Raw genomic sequence first — 20,392 nt, forward strand, 5'->3', positions numbered from 1 at the left:
AACTAAAAAGATGATAAAGAACTATTTTAAAACCACACTTCGATACCTTTGGCGCAACAAGCTCTTCACAGTCTTGAATATCGTCGGGCTTTCCATCGGTATCAGTGCCTGCTGGATGGTATTCAGTATGGTGCATTATGAATTTAGCTTCGACAAGGAGATTCCCGAATTGACGGATATTTACCAGATTGTATCTGCTCAAGAATATGAGGGTAAAAAAAGCAGCTTCGCAGGCATTCCGCTGGGCATGCCACCACTATTAGCCGATGAATCGCTGGAGGGCACATTGGTGGTGCCAATTTACAGTCAATATATCGAGCGCTTCTCTATACCGCAAGAGGGAGAAAAAGAACCTTTATTGCTCGAAGAACAAAGCGGAATTGTAGGTACACGGACGAGTTATTTTGACCTTCTCCCCTATGAATGGCTTGCTGGCAATGCCAAAACAGCCTTTGCTGACCCCAACAATGTCGTGCTGACAACAGATAGAGCAAAAGTTTATTTCCCGAAAAGCGACCCGGCCGACATTGTCGGGAAGGTAATCATGCGTGATACGACACAGTTGGTCGTATCGGGCGTGGTCAAAAATCTTCCGTTCCCCAGCAGCTTTAATGCGCAGGTCTTTATGCCCATTCCCGAAAAACAATGGAGCGACCATAATTGGATGGGCATGAATTCCAATCACACCCTCTATGTGAAAGCAAAAAACAAATCTTCTCTCCAACACTTATTGGACGTAGCTCATAAACGCTATAAGGAGACTGCCGCCGAAGAGCATCTCGCTATGGGAGCCAAAGTGCAATTTGGGTCATTTCCTTTAGTAAACAAACATTTCGAAAGGCAACACGATACAGATGGGAGTAGCGCAGACATAAAAGTAATATATGGCCTTATCGCGATTGGCGGGTTCTTGCTCATCCTGGCCTGCATCAATTATATCAACCTCAGCACGGCACAAGTACCGCAACGCGCCAGAGAAATCGGTGTCCGAAAAACGTTGGGAGCAAGACCCGTTTCTCTTACAGCAAATTTTATGGTGGAAACGTTGTTCATCACTTCTTTTGCCTTATTGCTTTCGTGGCCGTTGGTGTCCTTATTCCAAACGATATTCCCGGAGTTCATGCCCAAGGGAATAGACCGCTTCGATAACAGTCTTATCGTGGGTATATTTCTTTTCGGACTGCTAATATTGATTTCATTTTTCGCCGGTCTCTATCCCGCTTATCTAATCAACAGGGTACGTGCGGTAGAAACCCTAAAAGGGAAGGTAGAGACAAAGATCAAGGGAACGCGCCTTACCTTGCGCAAATCCCTGATCGTGTTTCAGTTTATCATTGCCCAATTTTTTATCGTGAGTGCATTGATCATCGGACAACAACTAGATTACACATTGAAAGCAGACTTAGGATTTGTACATGATGCTATCGTGAATGTTCGAATGCCCTATAAATCATACCAAAATAGCGATGTCGATCCCTTCCTGTACAAACAGGCATTGGAAAAATATCCCGAGATAGCAGGCATCGCCTTGGGACACGAACCCCAGAGCAATAACCATTGGGGCAACCTATACTATTTCACTGCAGATACCGGACGCATACAACTGCATGCTCCACGGAAATACATCGATAAAGATTACATCGATCTCTACCAAATCGAACTGTTGGCAGGACGCAATATCCTGCAGACCGATACGATGCGCGATATATTGGTCAATGAGGCCACGCTAAAGGCTTTGGGCTTGCAAGCCCCGGAACAGATCATCGGACAGCATCTCATACAGCACGATGGTGTTAGCCTCCCCGTAGTAGGCGTGTTCAAGGATTTCCACCAAAAGTCATTGCGTGCAGAGATAGAGCCCTTGTTATTGGGTTCTTCGGGCAAAAGAAGAGAATTACAGGTATTCCATATCAAACTGCCTAACGATCGGAGACAATGGAAAAAGGCGTTGGCGACAATGGAAAAAGAATGGACAACCTTTTACCCGAACGCGCCGTTTGAATACAAATTTGCCGACGAAAATATAAAGACGCTTTATGAAACCGAACACCGTACTGCAAAGCTGATTGACCTGGCTACAGGGGTTACGATATTTATCAGTTGCCTCGGCCTATTTGGCCTGGCAACACTCACAGCATTTCAACGCACCAAGGAAATCGGTATCCGAAAAGTGCTTGGTGCTTCGGTGGCCGGTATTGTAGGTTTACTCTCCAAAGACTTTGTGAAGCTGGTGCTTATCGCTATCGTCGTCGCTTCACCCATTGCCTGGTGGGCTATGAATGAGTGGCTGGCCGATTTTGCTTACCGCATTCCTATCCAATGGTGGATGTTTATGTTGGCGGGTTTGCTGGCGGTTCTTGTAGCGTTACTCACAGTGAGTTACCAAGCTATCAGGGCGGCACGCACTAATCCTGTCAATAGTTTAAGGGATGAGTAGTGCGTCATGAGATGTAGGATAAAAGAACAAAGATGAAGAAACAAAAGATAGGTAAGTCTAATAGCTAGAAAAATGATAAAAAACTATTTCAAAATTGCGTGGAGAAGTTTGCTGAAAAACCGTTTTTTCAGTTTACTTAATATTTTAGGACTGGCCGTTAGCCTCACTGTAGCCATTCTATTAATCACATACGGCCGACAAGAGTTGAGCTTTAACCGACAGTTTAAACAAGAGGCCAATATCTACCGTGTGCTGATGCAGGCAACGGCCGAATATAACCATGAAAAATGGAGCAACTTGCCGAATGCTGTTGGCCCAACGATGTTGAGTGATATTCCAGAAGTTAAGGCTTTTGCCCGTTTGGTACGATTGGATTTTACAGGTTTTGGTTCTGTCAACGCAAATGAAAAAAACTTTTTTGAGAAGAATATATATCTGACCGATTCTTCCTTCTTTGACATCTTTGATGTTGAATTTACAGAAGGGAATAAACAATTGGCTTTCAAGCACCCTAAGAGTGTTGTTATTTCCGCAAGTAAAAAAGAAAATATGTTTGGTAATGAACCTGCTTTAAACAAAAAGCTAATTATCAACCAACAAGACACGCTTACGATTTCCGGTGTTTTCCAAGATTTACCACAGAATAGTTCATTCGAAAGCGATATTTTTTTAAATATGATGGATTCCTGGATGGGTAAAAATGTACACTGGTCAAATGCCAGCTATTATACCTTTTGCTTGCTGAATAGCAACGCCAATCCTAAAGATATCGAACAAAAAACAACAGCATTTATTGAAAAATACGTTCCCAAAGATCGCCAATATTACACAAACTTTTTCTTACAGCCTTTATCACAAGTTTACTTGCATTCTCAAGATCTGCGTGATAACATGTCCACACGCACAGGTAGTATCGATGCTGTAAAGACCGTCTTCATACTCGCCATGCTGATTATATTCATCGCTTGTATCAATTATATGAATCTGGCAACGGCCCGCTCACAGAAGAATGCCAAAGAAGTGGGTGTAAACAAAGTACTTGGGGCACACCGCAGTCAAATAAAATTCCGGTTTTATATGGAAACAGGTATTCTCTCTTTCTTTTCCATATGCTTAGGATTGCTGTTGGCCACATCAGTACTGTCTGTATTTAACACCATTATTGGCACCAATATACATGTTGCACAGTTGTTTAGCCTAGAGAATATAGGCATTGCCTTATTGATATGGCTTGTTATAACGCTTGTGGGTGGCAGTTACCCTGCTTTCTTGATGGCCAATATCCCAAGCCTGTCGTTGATGAAGAACATCATCACACAGAGCAATATTGCCCAATACATACGTAAGGGCTTAGTCGTTTTCCAATTTACCTGTTCTATTGTACTGATTATCGGCGTGATAATCATATCCTTACAAATGCGTCATGTTGCGGATAAAGATTTAGGTTATCAGCCATCCAATATCGTCACGATTCCGATCAGGTCCATTAACACAATGGACAAGTTCAATACGATCAAGCAGTCGATCCAGAACTTATCGGGTACAGCCAGTATCGCTACCTTGCAGACATTCCCTGGTTTTGGAGAAAGCGGCAAAACCATGCACCGCCGTGGAGAGACTAACGAGGGTTTACCCGTCAGTACCTCGAGTAGCCGAGGACCAGTCGTTTCTGCACTAGGCTTACACCTGCTTGCAGGCACCGATCTACCGGAAGAGCTAGCCGCTACAGATTCAACCTGCTATGTGCTGGTTAACGAAGTCGTATCAGCATATCTGGGTTATGAAAACCCTCAAGACGCTGTAGGTCAACGTATACCTACTGAAATGTCTCCCAATTCCGTTATCAAGGGCGTTGTGCGAAATTTTAACTTTACCAGTTTAAAAGAAGCTGTGGGGGGCTATATTTATTACCGTATGCTTAGACCAAACGAAAGTTACCGCTATTTTCTAGTACGCTACAATACGGACAACGTCGCTCCCTATGTCGCTCAAATCCAGCAGATATTTAATCAGCAATTACCGGATGCCGCCTTTGACTATCAGTTTTTGGATGAGCATATCAAGAACTATTACACGGCCGAAAGCCGTACAAACAATATCATTACGTCTTTTTCTATGCTCACGATATTCATCGCCTGTTTAGGACTATTTGGATTGGCGGCATTCACCGCAGAGCAACGGAAAAAGGAAATAGGCGTACGGAAAGTATTGGGGGCCAGTATCTTCAAAATTGTTCGTTTACTTTCAGGAAATTTTGTCAGCCTAATTAGTATAGCCCTTCTAATCGCTATACCTTTAGGGTGGTGGGTATTCTCAGGCTGGCTACAAGATTTCAACGACAAAATTACTATTCCGTGGTGGTCATTCGCCCTTGCCGGCGGGTTTGCTATCGGTATAGCATTGATGACGGTAGGCTATCAAGCTGTTAAAGCCGCCAAAGCCAATCCTGTGGATAGTTTAAGGGATGAGTAGTTGGTAGTAATGACTATTGAGATAAAGGAATAAAGAGCAAAGACAATAAACCGACAACTGATCACGAATAATTTAATAACAATGATAAAGAACTATCTCAAATTTGCCTTTCGTAACCTTTGGAAAAGCAAAGGTTATGCAACCATCAATATTCTGGGGCTGGCTGTAGGGCTAACCAGTTTTTTGATCATTCTTTTATACCTCAACCATGAATTGAGTTATGATAGATGGAGTCCAGAATTAGAGAAAGTATTCAAGGTCTCTCTCCGGGACGCTGATAACGATATTTCCTCGAATACACAGGCACCTTTAGCCGCTTTACTTCAGGAAAAAACACCTCAAATCGAAGCAGCTACCAAAATTTCAACAGATGTAACCTTTGAAGTGCCACTCGCTGCGGGAGAAAATGTTATTTCGCAAGCGGGAACAATTTCTGCCGATTCATTATTTTTCAAGGTATTCCCCTACAAAATTGTGGAAGGCGATGCACGAACACCTTTGCATAAACCAAATGCCATGGTTATTAGCGAGCATATAGCGGCAAAGCTCTTTGGCACGGAAAATCCTATCGGAAAGACAATAAAGGTATTCAATTCATTTGAATGCGAAGTAACGGCTGTCATAGAACGTCCAGAAGGCCCTTCACATTTAGATATCGAATTAGTATATCGTTCGCCCTACGAAAAGAACAACTATCATTGGGGGAATTGGTCTTATTACACCTATATTAAAATCAAAAACCCATTGCCTACCGACGTGGTGGAAACCACAATAGATCAGATTTATTATACCGAGAGGGTTATGAAGGATAAAACCTTGTCTTATCATGAATTTCGGAAATCGGGGAAACAGGAGGGGCTATTTGTAGATGCGGTGCATGATATACACAACTTTCCTAAACACGGGACAAGCAACATGACTACACTCTCGATCCTATTGTTATTGGCAACCTTACTTCTTTTTGCAGGAGCCGTCAATTTCAGTAACCTGTCCATTGCCTCTTCCTTACGAAGAGCAAAAGAGGTCGGTGTAAAAAAGGTACTAGGCTCTAGCAGGGCGAGGCTATTTTGGCAATTTATGGGCGAAATCGCCATGCAATGCCTTATTGCGCTGGCTATATCTATGTTGCTTTTACATATTGCCCTACCTTATTTCAATCAGGAATTCCAAGTTTCATTAAATATTTTTGGCAACCAATTCTCGTGGAATCTGCTTTTACAAATCATCTTATGCTTGTTTGCGGTTACACTGCTATCTGGACTATACCCTGCTTTTTTTCTCTCACGTTATAACACTGCTAAAGTGCTAAAAGGCGATTATTCCAGTGGCAAACAAGGGCTCGCGCTTCGAAACACCCTGATTGTTGTGCAATTTGTGGTTGCCGCATTTTTTATCATTGGTATAGCGGTGGTAAACCGCCAATTGAATTATATGCAACATTTCGACAGAGGTTTTTCTGGAGAGCAGGTGTTAAGCATACGGGCTCTACTGATGAAAACCCGAGAAGATGATTTCGATAAAGTAAAGAACGAACTTCTACGCATACCGGGCGTAACATCTGTAGCGAAAAGCACGAAAGTCCCTGGCGATCAGTTTGCTGACACCGCAACTATGAATTTTAAGCATGAGGGAGAGTCGTACCGTCTTGGCTCGGTTAAAGTGAGTAAAGATTATTTCGAAACACTCCGTATCGCACTTATAGACGGTAGATACTTCAATGATAGTCAAGCTGATCAAAGCACACGTTCAGCCATTATCAATGAGACCGCAGCACATAAGCTGGGGTTACAGCAGGCTGGTGGGAAATATATTGCCTACCCTAATTGCGACAGCATACCCATCGAAGTCGTGGGTATCGTGAAAGATTTTAATGTACTAGGTTTGGAACAGCAGATACAACCCGCTGTATTTACTATTGGCAACCAAGCTTGCATGTTCCAATCAGGGGGCGCAATTCTCGTAAAACTCAATGGTCCTGATGTACAGAAATCTGTTGCCGCTATCGAAGAGCTGTGGAAGAGCATAGAGCCAGGGTTTCCGATCCGATACGCTTTCTTAGATGAAAATTTTCAACAATTGTTTGCCAGCCATCTACGCTTACAGCGCATCGTTGCTTTTTTCGGGACCACCGCTATTGCCATCGCCATGATCGGGTTATTTGCTTTGACAGCTTTTTTAATAGGAAGACGTACAAAAGAAATCAGTATCCGTAAAATATTAGGCGCGAATACCTCCGAACTCAGTTTGTTGCTTGGCAAAGACTTTATCCGCCTTATCGCCATTGCGGTATTGATTGCTCTGCCATTAGGTTGGTGGGCTGCGAATGAATGGCTGCAAAATTTTGCCTATCGTATTCCGCTGAACGCTTGGTTGTTTGCTATGGCTGCATGTAGTGTAATGGTCATTGCCACATTTACTATAGGCATCAATATTATAAAAGTATCTCGTGCAAATATCGCCGAGAATCTACGAGATGAGTAGGTGATAGTAGTGGGTATTGCAAATTAGGTATTGAATATTGAGGTAGAGTACAAAAGAACAAAGACAATAAACTGATTACTGACAATTGTCCGCTGATCACAAAATAACTTTTAACATGAAAACATTTTTTAAAACTGCTTTTCGGCATATCAAGAAGAATAAGTTAATCACAGCGATCAATATCATGAGTCTTTCCATTGGGATCTGTGCCACTTTGATTATTTTCCTGATGGTGCGTTATGAATACAGCTTTGATAAGCATCTTCCGCATGGGGATCGGGTGTATAGGGTTGTCAGTAATGGTGATTTTAAAAGTGCTGCGGTGCTGGTTCCCATGATCCGTGCTATAGATGAGGAGATCACGGGACTGGAGGCAGTAGCTCCGCTATTCCAGATATACGAAACTAAGCTAAAGATTAAGCAAGCGGGAAAGGATGATCTAAAAATATTTCCGAAAGAAAAGGGCCTCATCTTCACCGATCAAGACTATTTCACCATTTTTCCGCATCAATGGCTATCCGGCCATGTACAGAATCTCACTCAGGCCAATCAGATTGTACTGAGCGAGGAGAATTTCCACCGCTATTTTCCAGGAATACCTGTTGCTGAATCTGTCGGAAAAACGATTTGGTATGCCGATAGTATACCCCTACAGGTGGCCGGCGTGGTCGCAGAAATGAAAGAGAACTCCGATTTCAAATACAAAGGCTATATATCTATAGCCACTATTGCGGCCAGCGAAAGCTTGAAAGAATATCACAATTGGGATGCGTGGAGCAATTATAACGATACCTATAATTGCCTTGTCCTGCTCAATCCCGGGACAAGGCCTGTTGCTGTGCAAAAAAGCATAGACGGAATTATACGGAAATACAAAAAGCCTGTTGCCGGAGCCTGGAAAGATGAATTTCTACTGCAACCCTTGAAAGACGTGCACTTTAATGCGGAATACAACTATAACGCTGTCAAACCTGCTACTTTACGGAATCTTATCTTCTTGGCGATATTTTTACTGGCCTTGGGTGCTATCAATTTCATCAATCTCTCTACGGCGCAATCTATAGAAAGAGCCAAGGAAATCGGTATTCGTAAGACCTTGGGAAGCAACAAGGGTAGTCTTATAAGTCAGTTCTTAATGGAAACGCTTATCGTCTCGGGTATAGCAACGGTATTATCCATTCTTTTACTACCTATATTGGTGCATGCTTTTGAAGGATTTCTCCCCAAAGGATTTACTGTAAGTAACATTCCAATTGGCGCGACGGCCGCTTTTCTGCTTATTCAACTGGTGGGCGTAACCTTACTGGCCGGTTTTTATCCGGCTTGGGTTATGACGGGCTATGCGCCTGTACTTGCCCTGAAAAATCAGGTGTCTAAAAACTCGAACCTTTCCCGCAGTGCTTGGGTACGAAAAGCACTGACCATTTTTCAATTTACATTAGCACAGGTATTTTTAATTGCTGTGCTTTTCGTCAGCAAGCAAATCAACTTTGCGACACAAATGGATATGGGTTTCCGTAAGGATGCGCTTATTAACTTTTACGTCCCTGATATAAACCGTGCTAACAAAGGTGACATCTTAAAAAACAAATTGATGGAGATACCCGAGATTAAAGCGGTAAGCTTTGGTAACCAATCACCTGCGTTCCAAGGAATGATGACCAGTACGCTCCAGTATGACGCATCGACCAAAGAGGATAAAAACATTTCGTTCGATGCGCGCAATGGTGATGAAAATTATATACAAGTATATGACATTCCATTAGTGGCCGGACGGAATGTGCGTGTATTGGATTCCGCCAATTATTTTGAGGCATTGGTCAACGAAAAGATGTTGCCACTCCTTGAAGTCAATTCTCCGGAGGAAGCTATCGGAAAAACATTTACGGACGGACATTATACTATTGTTGGCGTGATGAAAGATTTTAATATCGGTTCGGCGCACACTGAAATCCGTCCGACGATGTATTGGAGCCGCAAAGGCGGCTATGTCATGCACATTGCTTTGGACAAAGAGCATCCATCTACATGGAAAACAGCCATCGCCAAAATGGAAAAAGCATTTACGGAAATTTATCCGGAAAGCCCGTTCGAATATAAATTTCTGGATGAAACCATTAAAGGATTCTATCAGACTGAACTTAAACTCTCCAAATTACTCAACTGGGCTGTAGGGCTCTCGGTGGCCATCGCTTCGCTTGGGTTGTTCGGCTTAGCCATGTTTACGGCTAACCAACGCACGAAGGAAATCGGCATCCGTAAAGTGTTGGGCGCTTCCGTCACACAGATTATCGTGATGTTGCTGAAAAATCTGGTAATCCTAGTTTTGATAGCCTGCATAATCGCCATTCCTATTGCGTGGTATTTTATGAACAAATGGTTGGAAGACTTCGTGTACAAAACGCCCTTAAGTTGGTGGGTATTCGCTATAGCATCGATGAGCTTGCTGACCGTAGCCATCCTCGTTCTGTCAACAAGAACCTACTATGCTGCCAAAGCCAATCCTGTGGATTCCCTGAGGGATGAGTGATGATAGTAGTGAGTATTGGATATTGAGACTAATAAATACGTCCCCCCGCAATCGCGTAGTGTTGAGCGAAGCGCACTACGGATGGGAATAAATAAAAGGTAGTCTGAGACTACCTATCATGGGAAAGTCCTTAAACACCCTTCGGAAGTCTAAGGACAGTGAAAAAACACAGACCTATAAGGTTTTCAGAAACTTTATAGGTCTTAAATAGAACAGTTAAACTATTAATCGATTAAACGCTGAATCAGTATGTTGAAAAACTATTTAAAAACCACATTTCGCAACTTTGTCCGTAATAAAGGCTATACAGCGATAAATATCCTTGGTTTGTCCATCGGAATGGCGGCAGCAGTCTTGATTCTGTTGTGGATACAGAATGAAATGAGCATGGACCGCTTCCATGAAAAGGGAGACCGTACGTATGTGCTGTATAACCGCAATCAACAATCTAATGGAAATATTGCAGCGTGGGACGTCACGCCTCGAATATTGGGACCGACCTTGAAGGCTGATTATCCGGAAGTAGAGGCATACAGCCGATTAAGCCGGACAGAATCCGTTTTCACCGTTGATGATAAGAATATCAAGTCTACCGGACAATTCGTAGATGCTGATTTCCTGTCCATGTTCTCTTTTCCTATGATGCAGGGAGATAGCGAGCAGGCGTTGAGCGATACCTATAATATCGTCTTGACCAAGGGGTTGGCCAAAGCGCTTTTTGGGGACAATGAAGCAATAGGCAAGACAGTGGTACTCGATAGCAAGCAGCCGTTGCTCGTAACCGGTATTTTGGAAGACTTACCTAATCATACACAATTCAGTTTTAATTATCTCCTCTCCATGAAATATTCAGATGTCTTGGAAGGAGGTGAAGATACCAATTGGGGCAACAATTCAACAAAAACCTATGTCATGTTGAAGGAGGGAACATCACAGCCGGTATTTGATGAAAAAATCAAGAATGTGAAGAAAGACTATACAAAGGCCGATATCTTTCCATCTACGCACGAGGTTTTTACCCATTCGTTAAACGATTATTACCTCTATAACAAGTCCGAAAATGGCAGAATGGTTGCTGGTAATTTGGTGACAGTACGTCTGTTTGGCGTCATCGCTACCCTTATTTTGTTGATCGCTTGTATCAACTTTATGAACCTCAGTACTGCACGGAGTGAAAAACGGGCAAAAGAAGTTGGCATCCGTAAAGTTGTGGGCGGAGCACGCAAAGGATTGATTATGCAATTCTTAAGTGAGAGTATGTTATTGAGTTTGATATCCCTTGTCATTGCACTGGTAACGGTTGCCTTGGTGTTGCCTTATTTTAATCAATTGGTACAAATGGAATTATCCATTCCGGTACAAAATCCGTTGTTTTGGTTGTTCGGGCTGTTGTTTGTTTTGTTCACTGGCCTAGTTGCTGGGAGCTATCCGGCCTTTTACCTTTCTTCATTCAATCCGGTAAAGGTATTGAAAGGCACATTTCGGCAGGCCAAATCAGCACTTACACCACGAAAAGTATTGGTGACCATTCAGTTTACCTTTGCCATTGTGTTATTAATAGCGACTATTGTCATTTCCAACCAAATACGCTTCGTCACGGAAAGGGAAGCGGGCTACGATAGAGAGCAGTTGATTTATCTCGACTATGACGTAGCGCTCCCAAAACATATCGAGTCAGTAAGGCACGAATTGGAAAATCAGGGCAGTATTCTGTCCATGACGGTGACCAGCAGTCCGATTACACAAGTCTGGAGTCTAGGAGGTGGATACGAATGGGAAGGCAGTAACGAAAGTGAAGAAGGAGTAGATTTCGTACGTATAGGAGCGAATGCTGATTTTGTAAAGACCATGGGTATTGAGTTAGTTGCGGGACGGGATATCGACGTCAGAAAGTTTCCTTCGGACAGCACGGCCATGCTTATTACAGAAACAGCTGCTAAAGCGATGAACATGGACAACCCCGTTGGCAAAAGAATGAATTATAAAGGTAGTACGGAATATATGCCTATAGTAGGCGTCATTAAGGATTTTATTATCGAGTCGCCTTTTCAGGCGAAGATAAGGCCACTGCTCGTCCAGGGCCCAAAATTGTCTTGGGAAAGCTTTGTTCACCTCCGGCTCAATCCGGCTAATTCAATACGGGATAACCTGAACACCATCGAACGGGTGTTGAAGAAGTACAATCCTAACGTTCCGTTTGGTTACACTTTTGTGGATGAGGCTTACGCCCAAAAATTCAGTCGAGCCGAACGCACCTATAAATTGGTGATTCTCTTTGCCGGTTTGACTATCTTCATTTCCTGCTTGGGTTTATTTGGTTTGGCAACCTATATGGCCGAAAGCCGTATCAAGGAAATCGGCGTACGTAAAGTATTGGGCGCATCCGTTTTTCAGATTACGCGTTTGCTTTCCAAAGAGTTTTTGGCATTAATGCTCTTAGCCTTTGTGATTGCCTCTCCCATTGCATGGTATGTGATGAACAAATGGCTGGAGGACTATTCTTATAAGATAGGAATTTCATGGGGAATATTTGCCTTTGCGGTGTGTATCACAGCCTTGATTACGTTGTCAACAGTGAGCTGGCAAGCGATTCGGGCAGCGATGGCCAATCCGGTGGATTCCTTGAGGGATGAGTAATCCTCCCTGCTGTCCGTAGTGTTATAGTGTTAAGCCAAGCGCACTACAGATAGAATATTAGAGCAAAAGAAATGATATAAGCAGCTGCATAGTACACTTTGATCTCACTGTACTTCCCGCTGTTTCCCTATCATTGGGATAGAACAGAAAAATGTCCGTTACCGAACAGCAACTGTTCGGTAACGGACACTAAGCAAAAACAAAACAACCTATATCACAACAACTTACACTTTTGGCAAAGCTATTGTCCTGTGATTATTAAAAATAACACATATTCATTAATAGCATTTAACCACAAATAACATGAAAACATCCTTACTGACAGCCTCTTTGATTTTATGGGTTTCCTTCTTGGTCGCTCAACAGAAAGAGGTAACTTACGTAGAAAAAGATTTTACGGCATCGACCGTGCAGAAATTAGAAGCCAGTACATCGGGCGGTTCCATCAAAGTAGAAGGCGGAAATAACAGCAAAGCCACAGTGGCCGTTATCCTCAGCCCGAATGGTAATAGCCGTACGAAAGGCGGAGACCTTCAAACACTCTTTGAAAAAGAATATGATCTGGAACTGGAGGTTAAAAATGGTGTATTAGTAGCCAAAGCGAAACGTAAAAATAATAGAGGTAACAATCCGTTATCTGTCTCTCTACGCATATCAGTTCCAAAAAAGATTGCATCCGATATAAATACGGCAGGCGGTAGTATTACATTAAACAATCTGGAAGGAAATCAGAACTTTCAAACGGCTGGTGGTAGCCTAACGTTATCCCAACTCGCTGGAAATATCAAAGGACAAACAGCTGGCGGAAGCATACGATTGGCGGATAGTCAGGGCGATATTGGTGTGACTACAGCTGGCGGATCTATCAGATTGGATAACATCCGTGGTACAATCAGCGCGAACACTTCAGGTGGATCCATCACTGCCAAAGATGTCTCCGGCACATTGACAGCATCAACTTCGGGAGGAAGTATCAGCTTAGACGCATGTGAAGGCAATATTCAGGCAGGTACATCCGGTGGCAGCATCAACGCATCCGTAACCAAGGTAACCAAATCACTGCAACTATCAACCAGTGGCGGAAGTGTACGAATTGCAGTACCTAAGGGCGCTTATGATGTAGACCTTCACGGTTCTCGAGTAGACCTTGCCGGTGGAGATTTTAATGGAACAAAAACAAAGAAATCCATACAAGGAAAATTAAACGGAGGGGGATCGTCTATTACTGCAAGTAGTTCAAGTGGTAGCGTCGCATTGTCTTGGTTGTAAATATACGCTCAGGTGATTGAGAATAAAAACATCAGGACAGATTAAACATATAAACAACATGATAAAGCACCATTTTAAAATCGCATGGAGAAGCCTATCAAAGAGCAAAATGCTCAGTGGCATTCATATTTTCGGTTTAGCCATTGCCATCGCAGCGGCTACTTTGCTTTACCTGACAGCGATGTACGAACTGTCCTATGATAAATTCATCAAAGATTATGATCGAATAGGTCTGGTCTACTTCCAAACCCAACCCGAAGGTAACGTTCATGCTAATGCTACCACTCCGGCTCCAGTTGGACCTTTGTTGAAAGCCGAGCTGCCGGAAATAGCATACCTCAGTCGATATTATAACGGCGAAATATTTCTGCGCCATGGCGACAAACAAATATCATCCAACACCAAATTTGTAGATGCCGATTTTCTGGATATATTCAATTTCAACACCATCCAGGGAGATAACAAAGCATTGACAGAAATGGATAATATTGTGATAGATGATGCGATGGCGCAAAATCTGTTCAATAGTACGGATGTAGTCGGGAAACAGGTCGAGGTCTATGCCAACGGAGAATGGCAGCCAAAGACAGTTAGTGCTGTTATCGAACGCCTTCCCTCCAATTCCAGCCTCAACTTCAGCAGTTTGATGCGCTTTGAGCAAAAAGCGGATTATCAAGACCGGAAAGAAGATTGGAGTCATCAGGATCACAATATCTTCGTGAAAGTGAAATCATCAAAAATCAATGATAAAGCTTTCAGTAAATCCGCTCTTACATTTATAGAACAGCATTATAAAAGTAGCCAGGATGTATTGAAACGCAATGGCGGCTTGCCAGACAAAAATGGAAATTATCTTTCGCTACATCTCCTCCCGATGGCGAGGTACCACCTCAACAATCTCGGGTTGGGCGAAGCCGGATCCCCTACTTTCCCATGGGTTCTGTTGATTATATCTGGTTTGATTTTATTTGTCGCATGTTCAAATTTCATCAATCTTTCTTTAGCCAACTCCCTGAGCCGAAACCGCGAAATCGGAACACGCAAAACCTTAGGCGGCACGGTTGCACAATTGGTTAAGCAACTTTGGACAGAAGCCTTTGTGCTATGTTTGATTGCTTTGCTGCTGGGGCTGGGGCTGGCATGGCTTATCTTGCCGGAATACAATGCTAATATGAACTACAAGCTGAGCATTGCACAGCTGATTGATACACGAAATCTTATCATTTTTGTAGGGATATTTACCCTACTCACGCTTTTTGCAGGTGGCTATCCAGCATGGCGCATTGCCCGAACCAATATTATCCAAAACCTCAAAGGCGCGGCCGTAGTCAAAGCCGGACGCCTACGCAACAGCCTTACAGTCCTGCAATTTGCCATTGCCATGGTATTGATTGTTGCTACGACGGTCATCAGCTCTCAACTGCATTACATCGCCAACCGACCTTTGGGTTTTGATAAATCCGAAGTGATCAGTATTCCGATTGGAAGTGGTATCGATCACGATCAGGCGCTTCAGCAGATGCGCAACGAACTATCTTCTCTGCCATGGGTGCATAGTGTCAGCGCTGCCGATATGAACATCGGACGCGGACGCGATGGAAGCACAGGTACCAGTACCTTGGGCTTTGAACATGAAGGAAAGCAACTCCACACCAACTTTATGAGTATTGACTTTGATTACTTAGAGACTTTAGGTATCCAATTAGTTGCCGGACGTGATTTCGACCGCTCTTTCGCTACCGATACAGCCGCTGTTATCATCAATAAACAACTAGCTGAGCAGCTTGGAGGTGTTGACAAAGTACTGGGCGATGCACTCAATCTCAACGGAAAACCACCTATTATCGGCATTATCGATGATTTCAATTTTCAGGATTTGAAAAGAAAAGTAGAACCGCTCACACTAATCAACAGGCAGGTTGGTTTCCCTATCGAATATATCTTCGTACGTTTGAAAACCAACAATCTGTCAGAAAGCATCAACAAAGTCGAGCAAATCTGGAAGAAAGTAAATCCGCAAGCGAGAATCAGTCCTTCGTATTTAGACGAAAACACCGATAACATGTATAAAACCGAGCAGCGCTTCTCGCGGATTGTCATCGGTGGCGCAACGGTGGCTATCGTCATCTCCTGTCTTGGTTTATTTGCTTTGGCGCTATTGATGATTAACCGTCGGGTTAAAGAAATCGGTATCCGCAAAGTATTGGGTTCTTCCGTTTCGGGCATTGTGATGTTGTTATCCAAAGATTTTGTGGTTTTACTCCTGATTGCCTTTGCTATCGCAACGCCACTCGCTTGGTTGATGATGAACAAATGGCTCGAAAATTTTGCGTACCATGTGAATATCAGTTGGTGGATGTTTGCACTTGGCGGTATCAGTACCATTTTCTTAGCTTTATGTACCATCAGTATACAGGCTATCAAAGCGGCTACCGCCAACCCTGTGGAGAGTTTGAGGGATGAGTGAGGACAGTAGTGAGTATTGGGTATTGAGACTAAAAAACGAGACCTCTCCTATCCGTATTGGAAAAACAGCCCCCTGCTATCCGTAGCGTTGAGCGAAGCGCACTACGGATGGGATAAATAAAGGGTAGTCTGAGACTACCTATCATTGAAAAGTCTTTAGACACCCTTCGGAAGTCTAAAGACAGTAAGGGAGGAACCCTCTCTCGTTTGAGCATAGCGGTAACGAGGATGTTATTTATAGATTCTGTTTGTGAAGAATCTGCATACTCGTTGCAAACGAGTACGGGGTTTTGGAAAAAACACAGACCTATAAGGTTTTCGAAAACCTTATAGGTCTTTTGAATCCTGCTATCCTACTGTTGAGCGAAGCGTACTACGGATGGGGTAAATAAAGGGGAGTCTGAGACTACCTATCATTATAAAGTCCCTAAACACTCTTCGGAAGTCTAAGGACAGTAAGAGAATGAATGCAGGATAATCATCCCAGAGATGCAATACGACCGCTTCTTATACAATTTTTCAAGTACGTTCACTCCGAAAACACCTGTAACTAACTATATTTCAAAGAACAATATTAAATTTTAATGAGACAGCCATGATAACAAATATAGAATGGGATATATGCTGAAAACGAAAAAAAGCGTGCCATTTTTGTACGCTTTTTCCGAAAATTCTGGCACGTTTTTACCACATTGTTTTTTGCTCTTATCCCCCAATACCTTATCTACAAAGGCTTCATGGCTACTTTATATTTTTCATGAAAAATGCCACATTTCCCTTGGGTTTTATGGATTTCCCCTTGGGATTTATAAAAATTCCCTTGGGATTTAGTCTTTTCTCCTCGGGATTTATCTCAAACGCCTTGGGGTTTAAAAAGAATAAACAGGAGAAAAGTACGAACCCCTTGGAAAGTGCCACACTTCCCAACAGCTTTCTTGTCGTTTCCATAGGTAATACCTCATTTCCCTTAGATAAAGGGACAATCCCATAGGGGAATACCTCTCCTCCCCAGGGATTAGACATAAAGTACAGAGGGAAATTGATTTATTCATAGGGATTATTGACATTTACCTATCATTTGTATATCATTTCCTCTCTCACAGGGCTGCGTGTAACAGTATCTTGTTACTCCTGTCATTAATTTAGCGAAAATATATCATTTCGACAGTAGGAAAACCCGAAGGCTCTGCGAAGCAAAATATAAATAGACCGTATAAAGTAGATGCTTCTCCTCTTCAGTTCACATCCGCATCAAGTTTAAGGAGATACTGTGCACTTTATGTCATACTGAGCTTGTCGAAGCATCTATTAACTCTTCTTTTTTAGAGAGTCATGACAAGAAAACGGGCATACATCTCTTAACTTAATGACATTGGACTTGCGACAGAAAGGATGACGAAGAAAGAAATACCTTCACGCTTTGCACTGTTCGGTATCGAACAACTACTGTCCGATATCGAACAGTTCTCAGAAATACGTATTTCAAAACACCCTTATTCACAAACAGTTACATTTATGGCTTAGCGATTGCAAAAAGTTATAAAACAAGAAGTAATCTCACAACGCACATAATTTCAGAAAAAGATGACAAAAAATTTTTTCCTATTCTTTTGGCGTAATCTACAGAAAAACAAGCTGTTTACTTTTCTCAATATCTTGGGATTAGCGCTTGGTTTCGCGGGTTTTATTCTATCCTACCAATACATCAATCGTGAAACAGGTTACGATAAATGGAATGCTAATTATGACAACATTTTCCTTGTGGGATTGACAGTCCATGGGCAATATACCGATCAAACTGCAGGCACTTTGGCTCCAGCCATTGAACAAAATTTTCCGGAAGTGATTCGTGCGGGCAGAAGAATTGATTTCTTTTATGGCGGTTATCCTGTTTTTGGAGAGCGAACCATCCTTGTCAACAAGACAACACAGGTCGATTCAGCAGCCGCTCATATATTTCAAGTAACTTCCAAGACAGGACCGCTTTATAAATCCACAGAACAAGAGGCGGCAACATTAGTCACCCAAGAGCTCGCCGATCAACTATTCCCCGACGACCAATCGTTTGACATCCCCAAAAAAATTCCTGTGGTATCGATACCTATGGGGATATATGAAGCAATTTATGGGATCAGTGAAGAACGTTTGCCCTCTATCTTGGATTATGATCTTCTATTCATTCGCGATATCCACACAGGAGAAGGCGATCCATTCACTTATCAGACATTCATACAAACAGAACCTGGTACAAATATCCATACACTGACAGAAAAAATAAACAACCTTTACCAAAAAGAAATCTCTAAACTTGATAAAGCACGCTCATCTGCATATTCCAACGGGCAGATATATCTTGACCCATTATCCAATTTACACCTTCGACCGAAGCACGGCAGCAATACACCATATTTGACAGTATGGTTATTAGGTATTTTATCTCTTGTCATCCTATCTCTTGCAGCTGCAAATTTTGTGAACGTCATATTAGCTCAGGCCGATAAACGAGCAAAGGAAATAGGGCTCAAAAAAGTTTTCGGTGGTCAGCGTTCCACCATTGCTCTGCAATTTTTATTCGAAGTTTTTTGCCAATGTTTATTAGCAGCAGGCATTGCTTTCCTATTGCTTTTATTAACAGGCAATATTTTAGCTAAGTGGTTTCAAGACGACCTTATAAAAAATATGCTGACGTTAACAACGGCAAAGCAACTAACACTGGCAATCTTATTGACGACTCTATTATCAGGGGTATACCCCGCATTCGTCTTATCGGGCTACCAACCTGTCCGTATGCTTAAGGGTGGATTACAGACAAATCCGCAGCGTTTAGGTTTTCGCAACGGTTTACTGATTTTCCAGTTTGTCATCGCCACGGTATTTATTGCCGGAGCGCTTGTCGTACGTGGGCAGATTGGTTATATCCGCTCTTCGGATAAAGGGTTTGACACCGCCCAAATCATAACCTTTAAAGGAGTGGGTATGTTCTATGACAACAAATTGGACGGTCAATTTCATGGGCTCAAATCTCGATTACTGCAAGATCCGAACATCGCTTCCGTGTCCGCTATGAGCAATGTACCCGGCGTATTATCCGATCTCCCACCGAGTAAGCAGTTTACGTATATCGACACAGAAGTGGAAATGGATCATATCAACATTGATTTGGAATATTTCAATACACTTGGTATAGAAACTGTCCAGGGTAAAAGCACGATCACATTTGACCAACTGTTGCAAGACAGCACCAGGCATTATGCTGTTATCAATGAAACTGCTGCAAAAGAATTGGGATGGACGAATACGACACAGGCAAAAATCACAGGCTGCGATGTAGATTTCACTATCATCGGGATTGTCAAAGACAGTAAAACTTATGGCTTTGAAAATTTGGTCACTCCTACCCTTTATTCCTACAAAGACGAATGCGGGCCTGGTCATTTCAAAAGTGCGTTACTGGTCAAAACCAAAGAAGGAAAGGTAAAAGAAGCTATACAAGCCGCAGAACGCGAATGGGCAAAAAACCCATCTGCCGAATCTCTTCCGTTGGAATTTGAATTCTTAGACCAACAATATAAACAACTGCATGCCCGTCAAGAAAGGTTAGAACAGGTGTTATATGGTTTCACATTTTTATCTATTATCATAGCGGCTTTAGGCCTATTCAGCATGTCGGCCTATCAGATCAATATCCGTAAAAAAGAAATGAGTATCCGGAAAGTTCTTGGAGCGTCTATAATTCAGCTTTTTGTACAACTGAACAAGCCTTTCCTTAAGGTCATTATGATCGCCAATCTACTTGCTATCCCAATCAGTTATTTACTTTTAAAAAATTGGTTAAATAATTTTGCATACAGAGTATCTTTCAATCCTTGGGTATTCGTTTGGGTTGCATCGGCTATTGTGATAATATTAATCTTATCCATATCATACCAGTCTGTTAAAGCTGCAAGAGCCAACCCAGTAGATAGTCTGAGGGATGAGTAAAGACAGTAATGAGTAGTGAGTATTGGGTATTGAGAACTAAAAATGTGTCCCTACGATCCGTAGTGTTGAGCGAAGCGCACTACGGATGGGATAAATAAAGGGAAGTAAGAGTAGGAATA

General features: G+C 42.5%; 9 protein-coding genes. All 9 read left to right on the top strand.

The annotated features are described in order from the left end of the window. The first annotated feature begins 10 nt into the window (after positions 1 to 10). The 9 genes from BM375_RS10450 (at position 11) to BM375_RS10490 (ending at position 20,273) form a co-directional block, all read left to right on the top strand. A complete protein-coding gene (locus BM375_RS10450; protein WP_093365858.1) occupies positions 11 to 2,437 on the top strand; it encodes an ABC transporter permease in 2,427 nt (808 codons plus the stop codon). Between the two features lie 72 nt (positions 2,438 to 2,509). Then, positions 2,510 to 4,909, top strand: coding sequence for an ABC transporter permease (locus BM375_RS10455; RefSeq protein WP_093365860.1), 2,400 nt, complete (start codon positions 2,510 to 2,512; stop codon positions 4,907 to 4,909). A gap of 81 nt (positions 4,910 to 4,990) precedes the next feature. Further along, a complete protein-coding gene (locus BM375_RS10460) occupies positions 4,991 to 7,390 on the top strand; it encodes an ABC transporter permease (RefSeq protein WP_093365861.1) in 2,400 nt (799 codons plus the stop codon). 115 nt (positions 7,391 to 7,505) lie between these two features. After that, positions 7,506 to 9,920 carry an ABC transporter permease gene (locus tag BM375_RS10465; protein ID WP_093365862.1) on the top strand — a complete coding sequence of 805 codons (2,415 nt, stop codon included), beginning with the start codon at positions 7,506 to 7,508 and terminating at the stop codon, positions 9,918 to 9,920. Positions 9,921 to 10,169: 249 nt separating this feature from the next. Then, positions 10,170 to 12,557 carry an ABC transporter permease gene (locus BM375_RS10470; RefSeq protein WP_093365864.1) on the top strand — a complete coding sequence of 796 codons (2,388 nt, stop codon included), beginning with the start codon at positions 10,170 to 10,172 and terminating at the stop codon, positions 12,555 to 12,557. Positions 12,558 to 12,860: 303 nt separating this feature from the next. Continuing rightward, a complete protein-coding gene (locus tag BM375_RS10475; RefSeq protein ID WP_093365865.1) occupies positions 12,861 to 13,826 on the top strand; it encodes a DUF4097 family beta strand repeat-containing protein in 966 nt (321 codons plus the stop codon). A 58-nt stretch (positions 13,827 to 13,884) separates the two neighbouring features. Then, positions 13,885 to 16,293 (top strand): ABC transporter permease, encoded by a 2,409-nt coding sequence (locus BM375_RS10480; RefSeq protein ID WP_093365866.1) that lies wholly within the window; start codon positions 13,885 to 13,887, stop codon positions 16,291 to 16,293. Positions 16,294 to 17,684: 1,391 nt separating this feature from the next. Next, a complete protein-coding gene (locus tag BM375_RS17595; protein WP_262987263.1) occupies positions 17,685 to 17,816 on the top strand; it encodes a hypothetical protein in 132 nt (43 codons plus the stop codon). A gap of 60 nt (positions 17,817 to 17,876) precedes the next feature. Beyond that, on the top strand, positions 17,877 to 20,273 hold the full coding sequence (locus tag BM375_RS10490) for an ABC transporter permease (RefSeq protein WP_093365868.1): 2,397 nt from the start codon (positions 17,877 to 17,879) through the stop codon (positions 20,271 to 20,273). Positions 20,274 to 20,392: the final 119 nt, after the last annotated feature.

The organism is Sphingobacterium wenxiniae, from assembly GCF_900116225.1.
Classification (GTDB): domain Bacteria; phylum Bacteroidota; class Bacteroidia; order Sphingobacteriales; family Sphingobacteriaceae; genus Sphingobacterium; species Sphingobacterium wenxiniae.